At 45.6% G+C, this 19,387-nt stretch carries 16 protein-coding genes; 5 read left to right on the top strand and 11 right to left on the bottom strand.

Annotated features, from left to right (window positions below):
• Nucleotides 1-132: 132 nt before the first annotated feature.
• The 6 genes from odhB to sdhC all read right to left on the bottom strand — a co-directional run bounded on the left by odhB (nucleotide 133) and on the right by sdhC (nucleotide 7,506).
• On the bottom strand, nucleotides 133-1,338 hold the full coding sequence (odhB, locus tag AWH66_RS06090; protein WP_006074267.1) for a 2-oxoglutarate dehydrogenase complex dihydrolipoyllysine-residue succinyltransferase: 1,206 nt from the start codon (nucleotides 1,336-1,338) through the stop codon (nucleotides 133-135).
• A gap of 28 nt (nucleotides 1,339-1,366) precedes the next feature.
• Nucleotides 1,367-4,177 (bottom strand): 2-oxoglutarate dehydrogenase E1 component, encoded by a 2,811-nt coding sequence (gene sucA, locus AWH66_RS06085; RefSeq protein ID WP_063606101.1) that lies wholly within the window; start codon nucleotides 4,175-4,177, stop codon nucleotides 1,367-1,369.
• Nucleotides 4,178-4,279: 102 nt separating this feature from the next.
• Complete coding sequence (locus AWH66_RS06080) at nucleotides 4,280-4,990, bottom strand: succinate dehydrogenase iron-sulfur subunit (protein WP_063606100.1); 711 nt, start codon at nucleotides 4,988-4,990, stop codon at nucleotides 4,280-4,282.
• A 15-nt stretch (nucleotides 4,991-5,005) separates the two neighbouring features.
• Complete coding sequence (gene sdhA / locus AWH66_RS06075; RefSeq protein WP_063606099.1) at nucleotides 5,006-6,772, bottom strand: succinate dehydrogenase flavoprotein subunit; 1,767 nt, start codon at nucleotides 6,770-6,772, stop codon at nucleotides 5,006-5,008.
• Nucleotides 6,773-7,120, bottom strand: coding sequence for a succinate dehydrogenase, hydrophobic membrane anchor protein (sdhD, locus tag AWH66_RS06070; RefSeq protein ID WP_006074263.1), 348 nt, complete (start codon nucleotides 7,118-7,120; stop codon nucleotides 6,773-6,775). It lies immediately after the preceding gene.
• The gene (sdhC, locus tag AWH66_RS06065; RefSeq protein ID WP_038222929.1) at nucleotides 7,114-7,506 is read right to left on the bottom strand and encodes a succinate dehydrogenase cytochrome b556 subunit; all 393 of its coding nucleotides are present in this window, start codon (nucleotides 7,504-7,506) and stop codon (nucleotides 7,114-7,116) included. The genes sdhD and sdhC overlap by 7 nt, the downstream gene beginning before the upstream one ends.
• Before the next feature lie 395 nt (nucleotides 7,507-7,901).
• Here sdhC and AWH66_RS06060 point away from each other — a divergent pair, with 395 nt between their 5' ends.
• Entirely contained in the window at nucleotides 7,902-9,191 is a 1,290-nt protein-coding gene (locus AWH66_RS06060) for a citrate synthase (RefSeq protein WP_006074261.1), read from the top strand.
• A 75-nt stretch (nucleotides 9,192-9,266) separates the two neighbouring features.
• Here AWH66_RS06060 and AWH66_RS06055 read toward each other — a convergent pair whose 3' ends face one another.
• The gene (locus tag AWH66_RS06055; RefSeq protein WP_063606098.1) at nucleotides 9,267-10,025 is read right to left on the bottom strand and encodes a Nif3-like dinuclear metal center hexameric protein; all 759 of its coding nucleotides are present in this window, start codon (nucleotides 10,023-10,025) and stop codon (nucleotides 9,267-9,269) included.
• Between the two features lie 84 nt (nucleotides 10,026-10,109).
• Here AWH66_RS06055 and AWH66_RS06050 point away from each other — a divergent pair, with 84 nt between their 5' ends.
• The gene (locus AWH66_RS06050) at nucleotides 10,110-10,877 is read left to right on the top strand and encodes a DUF1853 family protein (protein ID WP_063606147.1); all 768 of its coding nucleotides are present in this window, start codon (nucleotides 10,110-10,112) and stop codon (nucleotides 10,875-10,877) included.
• Nucleotides 10,878-10,970: 93 nt separating this feature from the next.
• Here AWH66_RS06050 and thiI read toward each other — a convergent pair whose 3' ends face one another.
• The 3 genes from thiI to pomA all read right to left on the bottom strand — a co-directional run bounded on the left by thiI (nucleotide 10,971) and on the right by pomA (nucleotide 14,399).
• Nucleotides 10,971-12,419, bottom strand: a complete 1,449-nt coding sequence (gene thiI, locus AWH66_RS06045; RefSeq protein ID WP_063606097.1) for a tRNA uracil 4-sulfurtransferase ThiI — start codon at nucleotides 12,417-12,419, stop codon at nucleotides 10,971-10,973.
• A 240-nt stretch (nucleotides 12,420-12,659) separates the two neighbouring features.
• Complete coding sequence (locus AWH66_RS06040) at nucleotides 12,660-13,595, bottom strand: flagellar motor protein MotB (RefSeq protein ID WP_063606096.1); 936 nt, start codon at nucleotides 13,593-13,595, stop codon at nucleotides 12,660-12,662.
• Between the two features lie 39 nt (nucleotides 13,596-13,634).
• A complete protein-coding gene (gene pomA / locus AWH66_RS06035; RefSeq protein WP_031493735.1) occupies nucleotides 13,635-14,399 on the bottom strand; it encodes a flagellar motor protein PomA in 765 nt (254 codons plus the stop codon).
• A 343-nt stretch (nucleotides 14,400-14,742) separates the two neighbouring features.
• Here pomA and xseB point away from each other — a divergent pair, with 343 nt between their 5' ends.
• Genes xseB through dxs form a run of 3 tightly spaced genes read left to right on the top strand, consistent with a single transcriptional unit; the run spans nucleotide 14,743 to nucleotide 17,778 of the window.
• Nucleotides 14,743-14,985 (top strand): exodeoxyribonuclease VII small subunit, encoded by a 243-nt coding sequence (gene xseB / locus AWH66_RS06030; protein ID WP_063606095.1) that lies wholly within the window; start codon nucleotides 14,743-14,745, stop codon nucleotides 14,983-14,985.
• A 20-nt stretch (nucleotides 14,986-15,005) separates the two neighbouring features.
• Complete coding sequence (ispA, locus tag AWH66_RS06025; protein WP_063606094.1) at nucleotides 15,006-15,890, top strand: (2E,6E)-farnesyl diphosphate synthase; 885 nt, start codon at nucleotides 15,006-15,008, stop codon at nucleotides 15,888-15,890.
• A gap of 22 nt (nucleotides 15,891-15,912) precedes the next feature.
• Nucleotides 15,913-17,778 carry a 1-deoxy-D-xylulose-5-phosphate synthase gene (gene dxs, locus AWH66_RS06020; protein WP_063606093.1) on the top strand — a complete coding sequence of 622 codons (1,866 nt, stop codon included), beginning with the start codon at nucleotides 15,913-15,915 and terminating at the stop codon, nucleotides 17,776-17,778.
• A gap of 109 nt (nucleotides 17,779-17,887) precedes the next feature.
• On the opposite strand, the gene gltX is transcribed toward dxs, so the two are convergent.
• Nucleotides 17,888-19,315 (bottom strand): glutamate--tRNA ligase, encoded by a 1,428-nt coding sequence (gene gltX / locus AWH66_RS06015; protein WP_063606092.1) that lies wholly within the window; start codon nucleotides 19,313-19,315, stop codon nucleotides 17,888-17,890.
• Between the last annotated feature and the right edge of the window lie 72 nt (nucleotides 19,316-19,387).

Below are 19,387 nucleotides of genomic sequence, written 5' to 3'. Positions count from 1 at the left end.
CCGGTATCGGTTATACGTCTGTAGGAGTACTCGTTAGAGTCGCCTTAAGGGCTTACTAAGGAGCTAGGCGTGAGCAAGTCTAGCTCCTTTTATTTTAGACGTCTATACGTCCAAAATAAAAACAACGCTTAATTACACATCAAGTAGCAAGCGTGCTGGATCTTCCAGTAGTTCCTTGATGGTTACCAAGAAGCCTACGGATTCACGACCATCGATTAAACGGTGATCATAAGACAGAGCTAGGTACATCATCGGCAAAATTTCTACTTTGCCGTCCACCGCCATTGGGCGATCTTGGATTTTGTGCATACCCAAGATAGCAGCCTGAGGAGGGTTGATGATCGGCGTAGACATAAGAGAACCAAAGACACCGCCGTTTGTGATAGTAAAGTTACCACCTGTCAACTCTTCAACAGTTAGCTTACCGTCACGACCTTTAATCGCTAGCTCTTTGATACCTTTCTCGATGTCAGCAAAACCTAAAGTGTCACAATCTTTAAGTACCGGCGTAACCAACCCACGAGGAGTGGAGACGGCCATGCTGATGTCAAAGTAGTTGTGATACACAATATCATCGCCATCAATCGACGCGTTAACTTCAGGGTAACGCTTCAATGCTTCTGTTACTGCTTTCACATAGAAAGACATGAAACCTAAACGTGTACCATGACGCTCTTCGAATTGGTCTTTGTACTGCTTACGAAGGTCCATGATAGGTTTCATGTTCACTTCGTTAAATGTTGTCAGCATCGCCGTACTGTTCTTCGCTTCTAGCAAACGCTCAGCAACACGCTTACGCAGGCGCGTCATCGGAACACGCTTCTGGCTACGAGCAAGCACAGGAGCCACAGCTACTTCAGCTTCCGCTTTAGGTGCCGCTTTGGCTGCCGCTAGGTGCGCTTCAATATCTTCACGTGTGATACGACCACCAACACCAGTGCCTGTCACATCATTTGCCGTCAAATCATTCTCAGCTAATAAGCGACGAACCGCAGGGCTCAATGCATCATTAGATTCTTCTGTTAGCGACGCTTTGTGGCGCTTATCTGGAGAAGCTTCCGTAGAGTCAGTCGTATCGCTAGTTGGCTCACCCGCGACAGCGCCTGGCTTAAGCTTAGCGATTAGCTGTTTAGAAAGTACCGTTGCACCTTCTTCTTCAATAATTTCCTCTAGAACACCCGCATCAGGAGCCGGTACTTCTAGAACTACTTTATCGGTTTCGATATCAACGATAACTTCATCACGCGCTACCGCTTCGCCTGGTTTTTTATGCCAAGTTGCGACTGTCGCGTCTGCAACTGATTCAGGTAAGTCTGGAACCAGAATTTCAATTGTCATATCTGTGTCTTCCTTTTACTTCTAGTTCTTAATCTAGAGTCAACGCGTCTGAAATTAACGCTTTCTGTTGTTTTAAGTGTACTGACATATAACCTACTGCCGGAGATGCTGATGCTGGTCGGCCAGCATAGTTCAGCTCTGCTCCTACAGGGATTGCCGCACGGAAGTTATGTTGGCTCGAATACCAAGCACCTTGGTTTTGAGGCTCTTCTTGACACCACACAAAGTCTTTAGCGTTGGTATAAGCAGCAATCTTCGCTCTTACGTCATCCATTGGGAATGGGTACAACTGCTCAATACGAACGATAGCAACGTCATCTTGGTCGTTGTTACGACGCTGCTCAAGTAAGTCAAAGTAAACTTTACCTGAACAGAAAACGACACGTTTCACGTTCTCTGGAGCGATATCATCAATTTCCCCGATCGCAGGCTCAAACGTACCTTGTGCAAGCTCTTCAATAGTTGAAGTACACAGTGGATGTCTTAGTAGCGATTTTGGCGACATTACGATAAGCGGTCTGCGCATCGGGCGAACCACTTGACGACGAATCATGTGATAGACCTGAGCTGGCGTAGATGGGATTACCACTTGCATGTTTTGTTCAGCACAAAGCTGCAAATAACGCTCCAGTCTTGCCGAAGAGTGTTCTGGGCCTTGGCCTTCATAACCGTGTGGCAATAGCATAGTTAGACCACACAAACGCCCCCACTTTTGTTCACCAGAAGATATGAACTGATCGATGACAACTTGTGCACCGTTAGCGAAATCACCAAATTGCGCTTCCCAAATGGTTAGGCCGCTTGGTTCCGCTGTAGCATAACCGTATTCAAATGCCAGTACTGCTTCTTCAGACAGTACGGAGTCAAAGACTTGGAAAGGTCCCTGTTTGTCGTGCAGGTTAGCTAGAGGAATATAAGTACTTGCATCATCTTGATTATGCAGAACCGAATGTCTGTGGAAGAAGGTTCCTCGGCCTGAATCTTGACCAGAAATACGAATACGTTTTCCATCATCCAGAAGTGTGGCGTACGCTAGGGTTTCAGCCATACCCCAATCGATCATTTTTTCACCACTCATCATAGCAGCGCGATCGTTGTAGAGTTTATTTACTCGGCTTTGCAATTTATGGCTATCTGGATACTGGCCAAGACGTTGACCAAGCTCAATAAGACGCTCTGTCTTCACTTCACTTGCCCATGTTTCGTCCCACTCTCGGTCCATATATGGAGACCAGTCGACTGAGTGCAGAGCCATAGGACGCCATTCTTTACATACCACTTCGCCTCTATCCAATGCATCACGATATTCATTGATCATTTGAGTCGCAGTTTCAATATCACTCTCTTCACGCTCGATAAGCACATCGGCATACAACTTACGTGGAGTTGGGTGTTTCTTGATTTTCTGGTACATCAATGGCTGAGTGGCATTTGGTTCATCTGCTTCGTTATGGCCGTGGCGACGGTAACAAACTAAGTCAATGACCACATCTTTCGCAAACTCATTTCTGAAGTCCAATGCGATTTGAGTAACAAATGCAACGGCTTCAGGATCATCAGCATTAACATGGAATATAGGTGCCTGTACCATCTTAGAGATGTCTGTACAGTACATCGTAGAGCGCATGTCATGTGGGTTTGAAGTAGTAAAGCCTACTTGGTTATTCACAACAATTCGAACCGTACCACCGACTCGGAAGCCTCGTGCTTGGGACATGTTGAACGTTTCAGCAACCACACCTTGACCCGCAATTGCAGAGTCACCGTGGATGGTAATAGGCAGTACCGAACGACCATCTTTATCGCCTAAGCGATCTTGACGAGCACGCACAGAACCAATAACTACTGGGTTAACGATCTCAAGGTGAGATGGGTTAAATGCTAGAGCTAAATGCACATCTCCACCAGGCGTTGCAAAGTCAGCAGAGAATCCTTGGTGGTACTTAACATCACCAGTACCCCATGTTTCGTCATGCTTACCAGCAAACTCATCAAACAAGTCTTGTGGTTTCTTACCCAAGACGTTGACCAGCATGTTCAAACGACCACGGTGCGCCATACCAATCACAACTTCACGCATCCCCTTGCTACCAGCATGGCGGATAAGTTCTTTAGTCATTGGAATAAGGGCGTCACCACCTTCTAGAGAGAAACGCTTCGCGCCTGGGAACTTCGCGCCTAAATAGCGCTCAAGACCTTCCGCAGCAGTCAGTTCTTCAAGGAAAGTGTGTTTATGTTCAATATCAAAGGAGGGTTGACCGACTACTGATTCTAAACGCTGCTGGATCCAACGTTTTTGTGCGGTGTTGGTCATGTGCATGTATTCTGCACCAACGGAGCCACAATAGGTTTTTTGCAGCGCCTTGTGGAGATCACGTAATGTCATGCTTTCTTGCCCAATAGCAAAAGAGCCAACATTAAATGTCTCATCTAAATCATCTTCAGTAAGAGAGTGGAAAGCAGGTTCCAGCTCTTCAACAATCGGACGTTTCCATAAACCCAGCGGATCTAGGTTAGCAGCTTGGTGACCGCGGAAGCGGTAAGCGTTGATTAGCTGCAGTACTTTAACTTGTTTAGCATCGACCTCGGGGTCACTTACTTGAACACTTGAATGCTTTGTTTCTTGAGCGAGTCGTCGGAAGTAATCACGGACACGTGAATGCGGTTGTTCAACCACATCGTCAGGTTGCACAGGCAACCCTTCAAAAACACGTCTCCACTCCTCACTTACCTGATCGGGATCACTTAGATACAGTTCGTAGAGGTCTTCTACGTACGTTGCATTGGCGCCTGCCAAGTGTGAAGACTCGAGCCATGCCTTCATCACACCATTGTGCATATTTTCCCTTAACCAGTAGTAGTTTTCACGTATGCTTCGGTCTACGCCGAGCTATTAGAAGCCGGCTCTTCCTAAAGGTCGAGCCGGCAATTTTATTATTTGTTACACCGAACGATTCACAAGCATTGACTTGATGTGGCCAATTGCTTTTGTCGGGTTTAATCCTTTAGGACATACACTGACACAGTTCATGATGCCATGACAACGGAAAACGCTAAATGCATCGTCAAGATTTGATAAGCGTTCATCTGTTGCTGTATCGCGGCTGTCAATCAACCAACGGTACGCGGCAAGTAGACCTGCTGGTCCGATGAATTTATCTGGATTCCACCAGAATGACGGGCAGGATGTCGTACAACATGCACACATAATGCACTCATACAATCCATCCAAATGCGCTCGCTCTTCTGGCATCTGCAGATTTTCACGCGAAGGTGGCAAATTGCCATCCGAAATAAGAAACGGCTTAACTTTCGCGTAGTTATCATAAAACTGAGTCATGTCGACAATCAAGTCACGAACTACAGGTAATCCAGGAAGTGGTCGAATTACGATCTCGTTCCCTTCCAAAGCTGACAGTGGCGTGATACAAGCCAGGCCATTTTTGCCATTCATGTTTAGGCCATCAGAGCCACAAACACCTTCACGACAAGAACGACGGAATGATAACGTTGGGTCTTGCTCTTTCAGAAGAATCAGAGCATCTAACACCATCATGTCAGAGCCTTCATCGACTTCAAGCGTGTATGCCTTCATGTAAGGCTTATTATCTACATCCGGATTGTAACGGTATAGAGAGAATTTAAGTTTCATAGTCTGGTCCTCCCTCTAGTACGTACGTGCTTTCGGTGGGAAAGCTTCACGATGAACAGGCGTCATGTTGACATCACGTTTCGTCATCTGTTCAGTTTCCGGGTTGTAGATAGAGTGACATAGCCATTGCTCGTCATCACGGTCTGGATAGTCAAAACGGGCGTGTGCTCCGCGACTTTCTGTACGGTAGTTCGCCGCAACCGCTGTTGAAAATGCCGTTTCCATCAAGTTATCAAGCTCTAAACACTCAACGCGTTGGGTATTAAACTCTGAAGACTTATCTGCAAGGTGTGCGTTTTGTAAGCGCTCACGAATCACTTTTAGCTCTTCTAGACCTGTTGCCATTGCATCACCTTCACGGAATACCGAGAAGCTGTTTTGCATACAAGTTTGCAGATCTTTACGAATTTGGACAGGGTCTTCACCTGAAGTGCTGTTTTCCCAGCGCATAGTACGTGCCAGTGACTCTTCAATGTCTGATTCCGTCGCTGGACGAGCTTCTGTTTGCGCGGCCAGAGTTTCACCAAGGTGAAGACCAGTCGCACGACCAAATACCACGAGGTCAAGCAATGAGTTACCACCAAGACGGTTAGCACCGTGAACCGATACAGAAGCAATTTCACCACAAGCAAAGAGGCCTTGAACTTCAAAGTCGTTTCCTGAAGCATCTTGTTTAATAGCTTGACCAGAAACTTGCGTTGGTACACCACCCATCATGTAGTGACACGTTGGAATAACAGGGATTGGTTCTTTAACTGGATCAACGTGTGCAAACGTTCGAGAAAGTTCGCAAATACCTGGCAGACGTGACTCAAGTACGTCTTTGCCTAGGTGATCCAATTTCAGTTTAATGTGTGGACCCCAAGGACCATCGCAGCCGCGGCCTTCACGAATTTCAATCATCATTGAACGAGCAACTACATCACGACCAGCAAGGTCTTTTGCATTCGGTGCATAACGTTCCATGAAGCGTTCGCCATCTTTATTAAGAAGGTAGCCACCTTCACCACGACAACCTTCTGTTACCAGTACACCAGCACCAGCGATACCCGTTGGGTGGAACTGCCACATTTCCATGTCTTGCATAGGAACGCCTGCACGCAGAGCCATACCGACACCATCACCCGTGTTGATGTGAGCATTGGTCGTAGAAGCGTAGATTCGACCTGCACCGCCTGTCGCTAGAATGGTTGCTTTAGACTTGAAGTAACAAATCTCACCAGTTTCCATGCATAACGCGGTACAACCAAGAATCGCACCGTCTTGGTTTTTCACTAGATCTAGCGCATACCACTCTGAGAAGATCGTGGTCTTGTGCTTAATGTTTTGTTGATAAAGCGTATGAAGCAAAGCATGACCAGTACGGTCTGCTGCAGCTGCAGTACGTGCTGCCTGCTCACCACCAAACTCTTTAGACTGACCACCAAATGGACGTTGGTAGATCGAGCCATCTTCAAAACGAGAAAACGGTAGACCCATCTTTTCTAGTTCAATAACAGACTTAGGACCATTCTTACACATATACTCAATAGCGTTTTGGTCACCAATGTAGTCAGAACCTTTAACAGTGTCATACATATGCCACTGCCAGTTGTCTTTATGAGAGTTTCCTAGCGCTACTGTGATACCACCTTGAGCGGATACTGTATGTGAACGAGTAGGAAATACTTTGGATAGCAATGCACATGATAGGCCTTGCTCTGAAATTTGTAGTGCAGCACGCATGCCCGCACCACCAGCGCCGATTACTACGGCATCAAACTCACGAACTGGAATAGACACTTACGCACCCCACAGAATAAAGAAACCAGAGAAGAAGTAACCAAGTAGCACTGCGATGAAAGTCAGTTGCAGCGCACCACGAAGCTTGGCACATTTGATGTAGTCTGTAAGAACTTGCCATAGACCAATCCACGCATGAATCAGCACTGAAGCTAGCGCCAACATAGTGAAGACTTTAGTGAAAGTACCACCAAAGAAATTGGTCCACGATACGTAGGAAATGTCTCCTGCAAACGCGCAGAAGCTCACGAGATAAATCGTATAAAGCGTCATAATGATAGCGGTAGCACGAATCAATAAGAAATCGTGTACGCCATTACGACCAAATGTTGAGACGTTGTTTACCATACCAATACTCCAGCCAGCAGTGACAGAACGCCTGTCACGATGAAGGCAACCTTAGCGCTTTTGGTGCCCGACTCGAGCTCCTCAAAATAACCTAGGTCCATAATCAAATGACGTACACCACCAACAATGTGGTACGCCAATGCCGTCAAAATTCCCCAAAGGATAAATTTCACAAAGAAACCATCGACGATGTCAGCAGCTTCTGCGAAACCAATCGGAGAAGAGAGTGATTTGGATAGTAACCAAAGAAGTATACCGATCGACACAAACGTAATCACACCCGACACACGGTGCAGGATGGAAGCGATTGCTGTGATCGGAAAGCGAATTGTCTGCAAATCTAAATTAACAGGTCTGGACTTTCTTTCTTTCACGGGCTTGCTCACTCAGCTCCATTGAGCCATTTATTGTTATGAATAAATTTTGGTCCGTAAGCCTCAAAAGTTAACATAAAGTTAACAATAAATTCGTGTTACAAGAGAGATAATTGTAACAATAATGTTAACAGACTAAGATCCAAATCGACCTCACCTCGGTTTGTACCCTAGAATTTATAAGGATTTGACCAACAATTTCACCGCAACTATACGGTTGGCAACATTCTAATACAATTGGTGTAACAAAATATGCTACACAGAACAGATTTTTAACCATTTTTCTATAAAAAATCATAACAAGTGCACACATCACCGTTTAAAAATTGACTTTAACTGCGAAGCGAAGTAAAAAATTGGCACACAAACATCCTGGACGGATTAAATAATAAACAAAGGAGATTGTTATGGCAGATAAGAAAGCGACCCTTCATATTGAAGGTCAAGCGCCAATCGAGCTGCCGATTATGGATGGTTCTATCGGACCACAAGTAGTCGACGTTCGTAAACTTGGAGCCAATGGTTACTTTACTTTTGACCCAGGTTTTCTTGCCACTGCATCCTGTGAATCTCAAATCACTTATATCGACGGCGGCAAAGGTGTACTACTGCACCGTGGCTTCCCAATCGATCAGTTAGCTAATAATGCAGACTACCTTGAAGTTTGCTATATCCTTCTTGTTGGTGAAGCCCCTACACGAGAAGAATATGAGAGTTTCAAACAAATCGTTACACGCCACACCATGGTTCATGAACAAATCGCGAGTTTCTTCCACGGTTTCCGTCGCGATGCTCACCCAATGGCGGTTATGTGCGGTGTTGTAGGAGCTCTTGCAGCCTTCTATCACGATTCTTTAGACATTAATAATGATACACACCGTGAAATCGCGGCTTATCGTTTGATTTCTAAGATGCCGACACTTGCAGCTATGTGTTACAAGTACTCAATCGGTCAACCATTCATCTATCCTCGTAACGACCTAACGTATGCGGAAAACTTCCTACACATGATGTTTGCTAACCCATGTGAAGAGTACGAAGTGAACCCTATCGTTGCACGTGCGATGGATAAAATCTTCACCCTGCACGCAGATCACGAGCAAAACGCTTCGACTTCTACAGTACGTCTTGCTGGCTCATCGGGTGCTAACCCATTTGCGTGTATTGCAGCTGGTATTGCATCACTATGGGGCCCTGCTCACGGCGGTGCCAACGAAGCATGTTTGCGTATGCTTGAAGAAATCGGTTCCGTTGATCAGATTCCTGAATTCATCGAGCGCGCGAAAGATAAAGACGATCCATTCCGCCTAATGGGCTTTGGTCACCGTGTTTATAAAAACTATGACCCACGTGCAACAGTAATGCGCGAAGCGTGTCACGAAGTACTGAAAGAACTAAACATCAAAGATCCACTGCTCGACGTGGCAATGGAACTTGAGCGTATAGCACTTTCAGATGAGTACTTTGTTGAGAAGAAACTGTATCCAAACGTAGACTTCTACTCAGGTATTATCCTTAAAGCGATTGGTATCCCTGTTTCTATGTTTACGGTTATCTTCGCGATGTCTCGTACTGTGGGTTGGATTGCGCACTGGAACGAAATGCACAGCGATCCGGGCAACCGTATCGGTCGTCCTCGCCAGCTATATACTGGTGAAGAAATGCGTGATTTCAAACCGCTTCACGAACGTGAATAACAGAGCACATCAATCAGATACAACATCTGAAAACAAAAGAGCAGCGTAAGCTGCTCTTTTTTATTGGAAGAAAATCTATACTGGATTATCAATGTCGATAAACTCGACCTCAAGGCCATGCGCCGATGCTAACCACTCACCCAAAGCCTTAATACCATATCTTTCAGTTGCATGGTGGCCCGCCGCAAAATAGTGAATGTTCAATTCACGAGCTGTGTAGGTTGTACGCTCGGAGATCTCACCGGAGATAAATGCATCGAGTCCTTTAGATGCAGCAAGTTCAATATAGTCCTGACCACCACCGGTGCACCAACCAACCGTTTCAATCATTTTATCCGCTTGTTCAGGTGCAATGTGAAGCGGTTCTCTAGAGAGAACCTGAGCAATTTTCTGGGCAAAGGCTTCACCAGTCATCGGTTGAGCCAGTTTACCAAACATAGCTACAGACTGAGGATGCCCCTCAAGTCCCTCAATCACTTCAATGTCGAGTAATTCAGCTAATCTCGCATTGTTGCCAAGTTCAGGGTGTATATCCAGAGGTAAATGGTAACCATACAAATTAACATCATTTCTAATAAGGGTGCGGATACGTTTACCTTTCATACCACGAATGGCTTCAGGTTCGCCTTTCCAGAAATAACCATGATGAACCAATAGAGCATCCGCATTAACAGATACCGCATAATCGATTAGCGCTTGGGAGGCAGTAACACCTGTCACTACCTTTTTTATTTCACTCGCGCCTTCAACTTGTAGTCCATTTGGACAATAGTCTTTAATCAGTTGAGGCGACAGCTTTTCATTGAGCACCGCTTCGAGTTGTAAGTTATTCATAGCACTTCCTGAGCAATTTCTTGATTTCCGTGGTTATAGCAATTTAATCTAGGGTTGTCGAAAGGAAAACGCAAACACATGAGCATGAATACAATAAAGGAATTCTTATCTTGGATAAGGACAAGTCCTAGTCTAATGATGAATGACCACAGAATCTCCCCCTACTTCCCCAGCGTCGATATGGATTCAAACGTTGCGGTTCACAGCGACTATGACGGCAACCCTAGACTCGGTTTTTTATATCAGGAACTGTGTCGTCGACAGTTTGAAGCAAGTCATGAATATCAGGTTATAGTCGAAGAATTGCAGTTGCAGCAAAATAACCGAACTATTGGTGCTATCGACTTTATTCTGGATAACCTTGCTACTGAGCAAATCGAGCATTGGGAAGTGGCAATAAAGTTCTATTTACTCAAGGACGGCTATTGGTATGGACCAAATGCCAAAGATCGCCTGGATAAGAAATTGCATCGCATGCTTGAACACCAACTAATGATGACTCGCACAGAAGCGTTTCAAGCTCTGTATCCGAACATTGATGACATTTCTCAGCACCTACTGATGCAAGGCAGACTTTACGTCAACCCATTTGAAAAGACTGAAGTTCCAGAATACTGCTTAGGTTTGAAGATCAATCCGCAGCGAGTCACTGGCTTTTGGTGTTATCAAAGTCAGTTTAAAAAGGTGACGGAACCTTTGTACCAACTACCTAAACCTCTTTGGGCAACGGGATTCAACAACGAAAACAAAGTGCCAGTGACCGAACTGCCAAAACACTTTATTCATTGTCAGTCTGAAACTGGTCAGTTTTGGTTTATCGTTCCCGATGACTGGCCGCAGAATAGTATGTGACTTTAAAGCCATAACTAACGGGCATAAAAAATGGGCCCTAATAAAGTGCCCATTTTTACCTTGTGAGTTTGTATATCGCTTCAAAGAAGATCCTTAAGGGCGATACACCTTCACATTGTTAAAACCTTGTTCTTGCAAATACAGTGCTTGAAGACGACTCATTACACCGCGATCACAGTACAGCAGATACGTTTTCGACTGGTCTAAGTCACCAAACTTGGTTCCTAACTTAAAGAATGGAAGGTGTTGAACTTCAACGCCATCGAGTTCCAACGGACTCTCTTCCTCTTCTTCTGCGCTACGAATATCTAAAACGATAGCGTGCTCTTCAACTGCTTGAACTTGCTCAACTTCAGGCGCTTGCTCCTGACTTTCTTTTTCGATATCACGAATGTCCATCATTCGCGCATCACGCACGACTTGCTCAAGAATCCCAAAGTTGAACTTCTCTTCTTCAGCTTCTAGCTTAGTTTTCACAGCCTTCACGGTTGGCTTACGTGAAATCACACCGCAGTACTCTGGCATGGTCTTAGCGAAATCTTCAGTACCGATTTCACGAGCAAGGTCGATGATATCTTCTTTATCCCAGTTGATCAGAGGGCGCAGAATTAATGTGTCAGTGACACCATCGATATGACGTAAATTAGTCAGCGTTTGGCTGGATACTTGGCCGAGTGCTTCACCCGTTACCAAGGCTTCAATGCCAAACTTTTCAGCAAGCATTCCACCAGCACGCATAAACATACGCTTAAGAATAACGCCCATTTGGCCGTCTTCTACTTTTTCAAGAATTTCAGCTACAACTGGCTCAAAGTCCACCGAGATGAATTTTACTTTCGCAGAAGAGCCGTACTTGTTCCACAAGTAATGTGCAACTTGCTTAACGCCAATCTCGTGAGCAGGACCGCCCAAGTTGAAGAAGCAATAATGCGTTTTAGAACCGCGTTTAATATGCAGATAGCTCGACACGCCAGAATCAAAGCCGCCTGAAATCAAGCTCAGCACATCTTCTTGTGTTCCGAGAGGGAAACCACCAAGTCCTTTATGGCGAGCGATGATTTGATTCAGTTTATCGTTCGCGACTTCGATGTTTACTGTTACATCAGGCTTAGACAGTTTCACACGAGCACTTTCGACAGCTTGGTTCAAGCCACCGCCAACATAGCGCTCAAGCTCGATCGAGGTGAAGTCGTGTTTGCCGCGTCGCTTAGCTCGAACAACAAAAGTTTTGTTTTCGATACGGCTGCCGTTTAGTTCCAACACCTGCTCGTAGATATCGTGCATATCTTCAAAATCAGATTGCTGAACCTCAAGAACATGATGGATACCCGGGGTGTGAGTTAGGATCTCCAACACCTCGTTGTAGTATTCATCAGAGCTAGCATTCACTTCAATGTGGTCACGACGGTTATATACCGCTACAGATTCCGTACGGCGCTGGATAATAATTCGCAGGTTGCACTCTAAGATTCTTGTAAAGCGCTTACGCACTGAATCGCTTTTCACAAAAATCTCTGGATGGGGCTTTACGATAAATCTCATAGTCTTTTCACATCTCGTTGCAATGCTGTCTGAGCACGACAGTATAGGTAACAAATATCAACTGTAGTACAAACTCACCCAACTCATCGTGCCAAGTTTGAGACTAGAGCGGGCATTCGTCTATTTTGGGGCGCAAGTATATACTCTACGTAGTTAAGATGCGAGTGTTGCAATTGTAGCGTTCAGCACAATAAAAAACACCAGCGTAGAACGCTGGTGCTTCATAGTAATAATGCTCGTTTATTGGCCGTCTGCGGACACCTCATCGGTGTACACAGGCTCCCCTTGCATAATGCTGATTTCAACACGGCGGTTACGAGCCCTCTGTCGCTCAGTATCATTCGGCCCCAAAGGTTCGGTATCAGCGACTCCAAGAACTCGCAGTCGTTGATGAGAAAAGCCTTTTACTTTTTCCATCTCTTGAGCCACGGAGACTGCGCGCTGAGAGGACAAGTCCCAATTGGAGCGATACAGCTCAGAGTCCAGGGGCAAGTTGTCGGTATGCCCAGAAACACGAACTTGACCCGGAATATCTTTGACCAAATCTGCCACTTGACGAACCAGAGGCCTAAACTTAGGCTGCAAGAAGGCCGACCCCTCTGGAAAGGCACCTTTTTCTTGAATTCGAATCACCAGTTGTTGTCCCAAGTTGTCCACTTCAACGGCACCCTGATTAATCTCTTGCTGCAACGCTTTCTTGATGATCTCCTCTAGTTTATCGAGATCTTCATTTTCTTGTTCGCTCTGTGCCGACGCTGTACCAATCTGGTTCTTTTGAGTCCTGTCCGCTGTTTGACCACCCGTCATTTTTCCATCGTCTCGCTGATTACCACCAGCGCGATCCGACTCTCCTTCATGAAATTCCAACGTTTGCTGAGTGATGTCCATAGTCTGCTGCATAATGACGTCAATTGGCGTCGGCTCGGGGCGACCTGGTCGGAATTCTTGTGCGATGATACTGGTACCCTTAGGGATATCTTTCACCTCAAGGCGATTTTGTACCCCGAAAGCAAACTTCATAGAGCCCGCAATCTGCTTGAACTTCAGTACATCCATCTCTGAAAATGACAACAGAAGTACAAAGAAGCACATGAGTAGCGACATCAAATCCGCAAATGTACCCATCCATTGGGGAAGACCCGGTGGTGGACAATCGCATTTTTGTTCCTCTTCCACAGCTCCTCCTACGCCAATTTAATGTGTGAGACCAGCATGTTACTCACCGTCCAAATCAAAGGCTCGCTTGCTTTCATTGAGGTAATTTTTCAAATAGCCATCAATCACGCGAGGGTTTTGACCATCTTGAATCGCCAAAACACCATCCATAATCAAACGACGATTGAGTTTTTCTTGCTCGCGACGCAACGTCAACTTGTCAGCAATCGGGAAGAAAAGCATGTTGGAAAGAATGGCTCCATACAAGGTTGTTAATAGTGCCACCGCCATTGCAGGGCCGATCGACTTTGGATCGTCCATGTTAGAAAGCATCGCAACTAGACCGATAAGGGTACCGATCATTCCCATTGCAGGAGAGACGTCACCAAATGCCTTAAATACGCCAGCTCCTTTCACATGACGTTCATCGGTTAATGCGATGTCTTTTTGCATCGCGTTACGTACGACTTCTGCATCGTGACCATCAACCAGCAGATCGATACCTTTTTGCATAAAGCTGTTCTGGATATCCATTTCCTCTAGTGCAAGGAAACCACCCTTACGTGCCGCATCCGCCATTTCGACAATTTTCGCGATTAAGTCTTCAGGTTCATCGGTTTTGAACATGAAAGCTTTGCCGGCAATCTTCGTTGCACTAAAGAACTGGCTCAGAGTGAACTTCATCAACACCACAAATGTCGAACCACCAATTACGATGAATACCGACGTGGTATCGTAGTAAGTCATGATGCTGCCACCTAGCACCATCGCCATAATGATCGAAGCGGCCCCACCAATTAGGCCTATCAGCGTTGCTAAATCCACTCAACACTCCATAAATAATTGCCATCAATCGACATTGACGAACCTGAATATCCGCACGAGTCTATCGCGTTATATTCAGGTTATCGACCACATGCCCATATCTTTAAGTAATTTATGACCTGAAAATCACAAAATTCCCCTTTCCCTCTTCTTTAGGTCGGAGTGAATTCGAGAAATCGCCATAAAACAACACCTTCCCCAGTTTCTATATCCATCCTGTTGAACAAATTTGTAGCAGAAACAAAAAGTGGAAAGCATCTTGGTTACATTTTTGGCACCATTAGTTTGACCATCCGTTAAGGCTAATGTAACGTTCGAACATTTCTGATAAAACAAGTAAGTTATGGCGACGAAAAAACCAGAGAACATGTCGTTTGAAGCGACAGTGGATGAGCTCGATATGCTTGTCGAACAATTAGAAAATGGTGACCTTGCATTGGACGACGCTTTGAAGAAGTTTGAACGTGGTATCGCTTTAGCTCGCGCTGGGCAACAAAAGCTTACAGAAGCAGAACAAAAAGTCAGCATCCTGCTAGCCAAAGATGACGACGCAGAACTTGATGACTTCTCCCAGTCAGCAGAATAGAACCAAAAGTGAGTATCCCCATGATTGAGGCTTTAAAGTCTTATCAACAACGTAATAACGAGCAACTGGACGCTTGGCTCGACCACTACCCTTTCCAAGAGCAAAGATTAATAGAAGCAATGCGATATGCATTGCTTCTTGGCGGTAAACGCGCTCGCCCTTTCCTTGTTTATGCTACCGGACAGATTTTTGGTTGCACCAATGAGCAATTAGATACTCCGGCCGCTGCTATTGAGTGTATTCATGCCTATTCGCTGATCCACGACGATCTTCCTGCAATGGATGATGACGAACTCCGTCGAGGTCAAGCGACTTGCCATATTCAATTCGATGAAGCGACTGCAATTCTAACTGGTGATGCACTACAAACGCTGGCCTTTACCATTTTATCTGAAGGTAAATTGGCATCCTTTGCCAATGAGCAACGTATTACTATGGTACAAAAGCTCGCTCACGCTTCGGGTGCTGCTGGCATGTGTATTGGGCAAGCGCTCGATCTAGAAGCGGAGAACCGCAATGTGACGCTGGAAGAGCTTGAGCGTATACATCGTCATAAAACAGGGGCATTGATTAAGTGTGCTGTCCAGTTGGGTGCTTTAGCAGCTGGCGATAAAGGGGGGCAATACCTACCTCAGTTGGAAAATTACGCTGATGCAATTGGACTCGCTTTTCAGGTACAAGACGATATTTTAGATATTGTCGGCGACACGGAAACCCTAGGCAAACCTCAGGGTTCAGACGTCGAACTTAACAAAAGTACTTACCCTGCTTTGCTAGGATTAGAAGGGGCTCAGCAAAAAGCAGCGCAGCTTTTTGAAGAAGCACTTTGTGCTTTAGAGGCTATACCCTACAATACTCAATTACTCGAAGATTTCGCCCGATATGTCATCGAGCGCAACAACTAAACAGAATTAAAGCGCTAACACTATGACACTTGATATTTCAAAATATCCAACACTGACATTAGCAAATACACCGGAAGAACTTCGCTTGATGCCAAAAGAGTCACTTCCGAAGCTTTGTGAGGAGCTTAGAACGTATTTGTTAAACTCTGTGAGCCAATCAAGCGGACACTTGGCTTCTGGCTTAGGCACGGTTGAATTAACTGTCGCCCTACACTACGTATACAACACGCCTTTCGACCAATTGATTTGGGATGTGGGCCACCAGGCTTATCCACACAAAATTTTGACGGGTCGACGCGAGAAGATGTCGACCATTCGTCAAAAAGATGGGCTTCACCCTTTCCCTTGGCGTGAAGAGAGTGAGTACGACGTTTTATCCGTTGGCCACTCATCCACATCTATCAGTGCGGGACTTGGCATTGCTATCTCTGCGGCTAAAGAAGGCAAGGATCGTAAAGTGGTCAGCGTTATTGGCGACGGCGCCATTACTGCTGGGATGGCGTTTGAAGCACTTAACCACGCTGGTGATGTCCATCCTGATATGCTCGTAATCCTCAATGACAACGAAATGTCTATCTCGGAAAACGTTGGCGCTCTAAACAATCACCTCGCTCAAGTCTTATCTGGTAGTTTATACACTTCGATTCGTGAAGGCGGTAAGAAAGCACTATCGGGTTTGCCACCAATTAAAGAGCTAGTTCGTCGTACGGAAGAACATTTAAAAGGTATGATCGTTCCAGGCACACTATTTGAAGAGCTAGGCTTCAACTACATCGGGCCTGTTGATGGTCATGATGTCAATGAACTGGTCAAAACGTTAAAGAACATGCGTGAGCTCAAAGGCCCGCAGTTCCTGCACATTATGACCAAGAAAGGCAAAGGCTACGAACCGGCAGAGAAAGATCCTATTGGTTACCACGGCGTACCTAAGTTCGACCCTTCTCACTCTTGTCTGCCAAAAAGCAGCTCAAGCAAACCAACCTATTCAAAGATCTTTGGCGATTTCCTATGTGATATGGCGGCCAAAGACCCTTCTTTGATGGCAATTACTCCTGCCATGCGTGAAGGCTCTGGCATGGTGCGTTTCTCGAAAGAGTATCCGAGCCAATATTTCGACGTCGCGATTGCAGAGCAGCACGCCGTGACATTAGCCACTGGTATGGCTATTGCTGGTAACCGCCCAATCGTTGCCATTTACTCTACCTTCTTACAGCGCGGCTATGACCAACTGATCCACGATGTTGCTATTATGGATTTGCCTGTAATGTTTGCTATCGATCGAGCAGGATTAGTCGGGGCTGATGGTCAAACTCACCAAGGTGCATTTGACTTAAGCTTTATGCGCTGCATCCCTAACATGGTCATCATGGCACCAAGTGATGAAAATGAATGTCGCCAGATGCTCTACACTGGTCACATGCACAATGGTCCAAGTGCCGTGCGCTACCCACGTGGTGGAGGCAATGGAACAACACCAGACGCTGATTTTACCGCTTTAGAAATCGGCAAAGGTCGCATCGTACGTGAAGGCGAAAAAGTAGCGATATTATCCTTCGGTACTTTCTTAGACAATGCGCTTATCGCGGCGGAGAACATCAACGCCACCGTCGCTGATATGCGTTTTGTTAAACCGCTTGATAAAGAGCTAATTAGAGAGCTTTGCGATAGTCACGACGTCATAGTTACTCTAGAAGAAAACGCCATTGCTGGTGGTGCTGGTGCTGGCGTAATTGAGTTCATGATGAGTGAGAAACTAATGAAGCCTGTACTAAACCTAGGGCTTCCTGATAGATTTGTCGCTCAAGGCACTCAAGATGAGTTGCACGCAGAGCTTGGATTGGATGCGGCGGGTATAGAAAAATCCATTCGAGACTATATAGAGAAGTAACCTTACTTAGTTCCATACGAAAAGCGGCTTGTGAGCCGCTTTTTTGCTTTTATGAAAAAAAGGCCGCAATATTTATTGCGGCCTTTTCAATTTCATCGAGTAAGAGCAATTAAGCGTTCGCTTCACGCTCAGCAATAAATGCTAAAGCCATCTTGATGCGAGCAATAACACGCTCTTTGCCAACCAGTTCCATAACTGCATCAACCGATGGAGATTGACCACCGCCTGTTACTGCAACGCGAAGTGGCATACCGATTTTACCCATACCAATTTCTAATTCTTCACAGACCGCGGCAATGATTTGCTCTTTAATGTTTACTGTTGTCCACTCTTCCAGCGCTTCTACTTTCGCTAGCGCAGCTTCTAAAGGCGCTTTAGCGACACCACGTAGGTGTTTCTTCGCAGCGCCAGCTTCGAACTCAGAGAAATCTTCGTAGAAGTAACGGATTTGCTGTGCGAGTTCAACCAATGTATTGCAACGCTCACCAACTAACTTAATGACTTCTGTGATAGCAGGGCCATTCTCTGTGTTTAGCTTCTGTTCATCAAGGTGCCATTGTAGATACTTCGCCACATACTCTGGCTCAGATGTCTTGATGTAATGGTTGTTCAACCAGTTTAGTTTGTCAGTATTGAACGCAGATGCTGATTTTGAAATGGCATTCAAAGAGAACAGCTCAATCATCTCTTCTTGTGAGAAGATTTCTTGGTCACCATGAGACCAGCCCAGACGCACCAAGTAGTTGTTCAAAGCATTTGGAAGGTAGCCTTCATCACGATACTGCATCACAGAAACCGCACCGTGACGCTTGGACAGTTTCGCACCATCATCACCTAGGATCATTGCACAGTGTGCAAATGTAGGTACTGGAGCACCTAGAGCTTCATAGATGTTGATCTGACGAGGTGTGTTGTTGATGTGATCTTCCCCACGCACAACATGTGTAATGCCCATATCCCAATCATCAACCACCACCACAAAGTTATATGTTGGCGCGCCATCGGTACGACGAATAATCAGATCGTCCATTTGGCTATTTGAGATTTCAATGCGACCACGGATTTGGTCATCAAACACCACGCTACCCTCTTTCGGATTGCGGAAGCGAATAACACATGGGTCACCTTCTTTTGCTGCTGCGTTCGCTGCAACAATTTTAGGGTGATTCGCATCATAGCGAGGAATTTCTTTGTTCGCTTCTTGCTCTGCACGAATCTCTTCTAGTAACTCTTTCGGCGCATAACATTTGTATGCTTTGTCTTCGGCAAGTAGCTTATCAACCATTTCATTGTAACGATCAAAACGTTTAGATTGGTAATAAGGACCCTCGTCCCATTCCAAGCCCATCCACTGCATGCCTTCCAAGATCGCATCCACTGCTTGTTGCGAGTTACGCTCTAGATCGGTGTCTTCGATACGAAGAACGAATTCGCCGCCTTGGTTTTTAGCAAATAACCAAGAATACAGTGCAGTACGTGCACCACCGACATGAAGATAGCCTGTAGGGCTAGGAGCAAAACGTGTTTTAACCGTCATCGAATGTACCTTGTTGTCAACGTCGCACGATGCGCTTCATCGTGCGTTGCAAATTTGGGCGCTATTTTATCA

The sequence above is a fragment of the Vibrio barjaei genome, from assembly GCF_001639065.2.
Classification (GTDB): domain Bacteria; phylum Pseudomonadota; class Gammaproteobacteria; order Enterobacterales; family Vibrionaceae; genus Vibrio; species Vibrio barjaei.
Note: the sequence above shows the minus strand (reverse complement) of the source record. Positions and strands in the feature narration are given on the sequence as shown.

Coding starts and splice junctions, on each gene's coding strand:
- sucA (WP_063606101.1), bottom strand. CDS start 4,177: ATGCACAATGGTGTGATGAAGGCATGGCTCGAGTCTTCACACTTGGCA.
- thiI (WP_063606097.1), bottom strand. CDS start 12,419: ATGAGATTTATCGTAAAGCCCCATCCAGAGATTTTTGTGAAAAGCGAT.
- odhB (WP_006074267.1), bottom strand. CDS start 1,338: ATGACAATTGAAATTCTGGTTCCAGACTTACCTGAATCAGTTGCAGAC.
- ispA (WP_063606094.1), top strand. CDS start 15,006: ATGATTGAGGCTTTAAAGTCTTATCAACAACGTAATAACGAGCAACTG.
- gltX (WP_063606092.1), bottom strand. CDS start 19,315: ATGACGGTTAAAACACGTTTTGCTCCTAGCCCTACAGGCTATCTTCAT.
- xseB (WP_063606095.1), top strand. CDS start 14,743: ATGGCGACGAAAAAACCAGAGAACATGTCGTTTGAAGCGACAGTGGAT.
- AWH66_RS06060 (WP_006074261.1), top strand. CDS start 7,902: ATGGCAGATAAGAAAGCGACCCTTCATATTGAAGGTCAAGCGCCAATC.
- dxs (WP_063606093.1), top strand. CDS start 15,913: ATGACACTTGATATTTCAAAATATCCAACACTGACATTAGCAAATACA.
- AWH66_RS06055 (WP_063606098.1), bottom strand. CDS start 10,025: ATGAATAACTTACAACTCGAAGCGGTGCTCAATGAAAAGCTGTCGCCT.
- AWH66_RS06080 (WP_063606100.1), bottom strand. CDS start 4,990: ATGAAACTTAAATTCTCTCTATACCGTTACAATCCGGATGTAGATAAT.
- sdhD (WP_006074263.1), bottom strand. CDS start 7,120: ATGGTAAACAACGTCTCAACATTTGGTCGTAATGGCGTACACGATTTC.
- AWH66_RS06050 (WP_063606147.1), top strand. CDS start 10,110: ATGAATACAATAAAGGAATTCTTATCTTGGATAAGGACAAGTCCTAGT.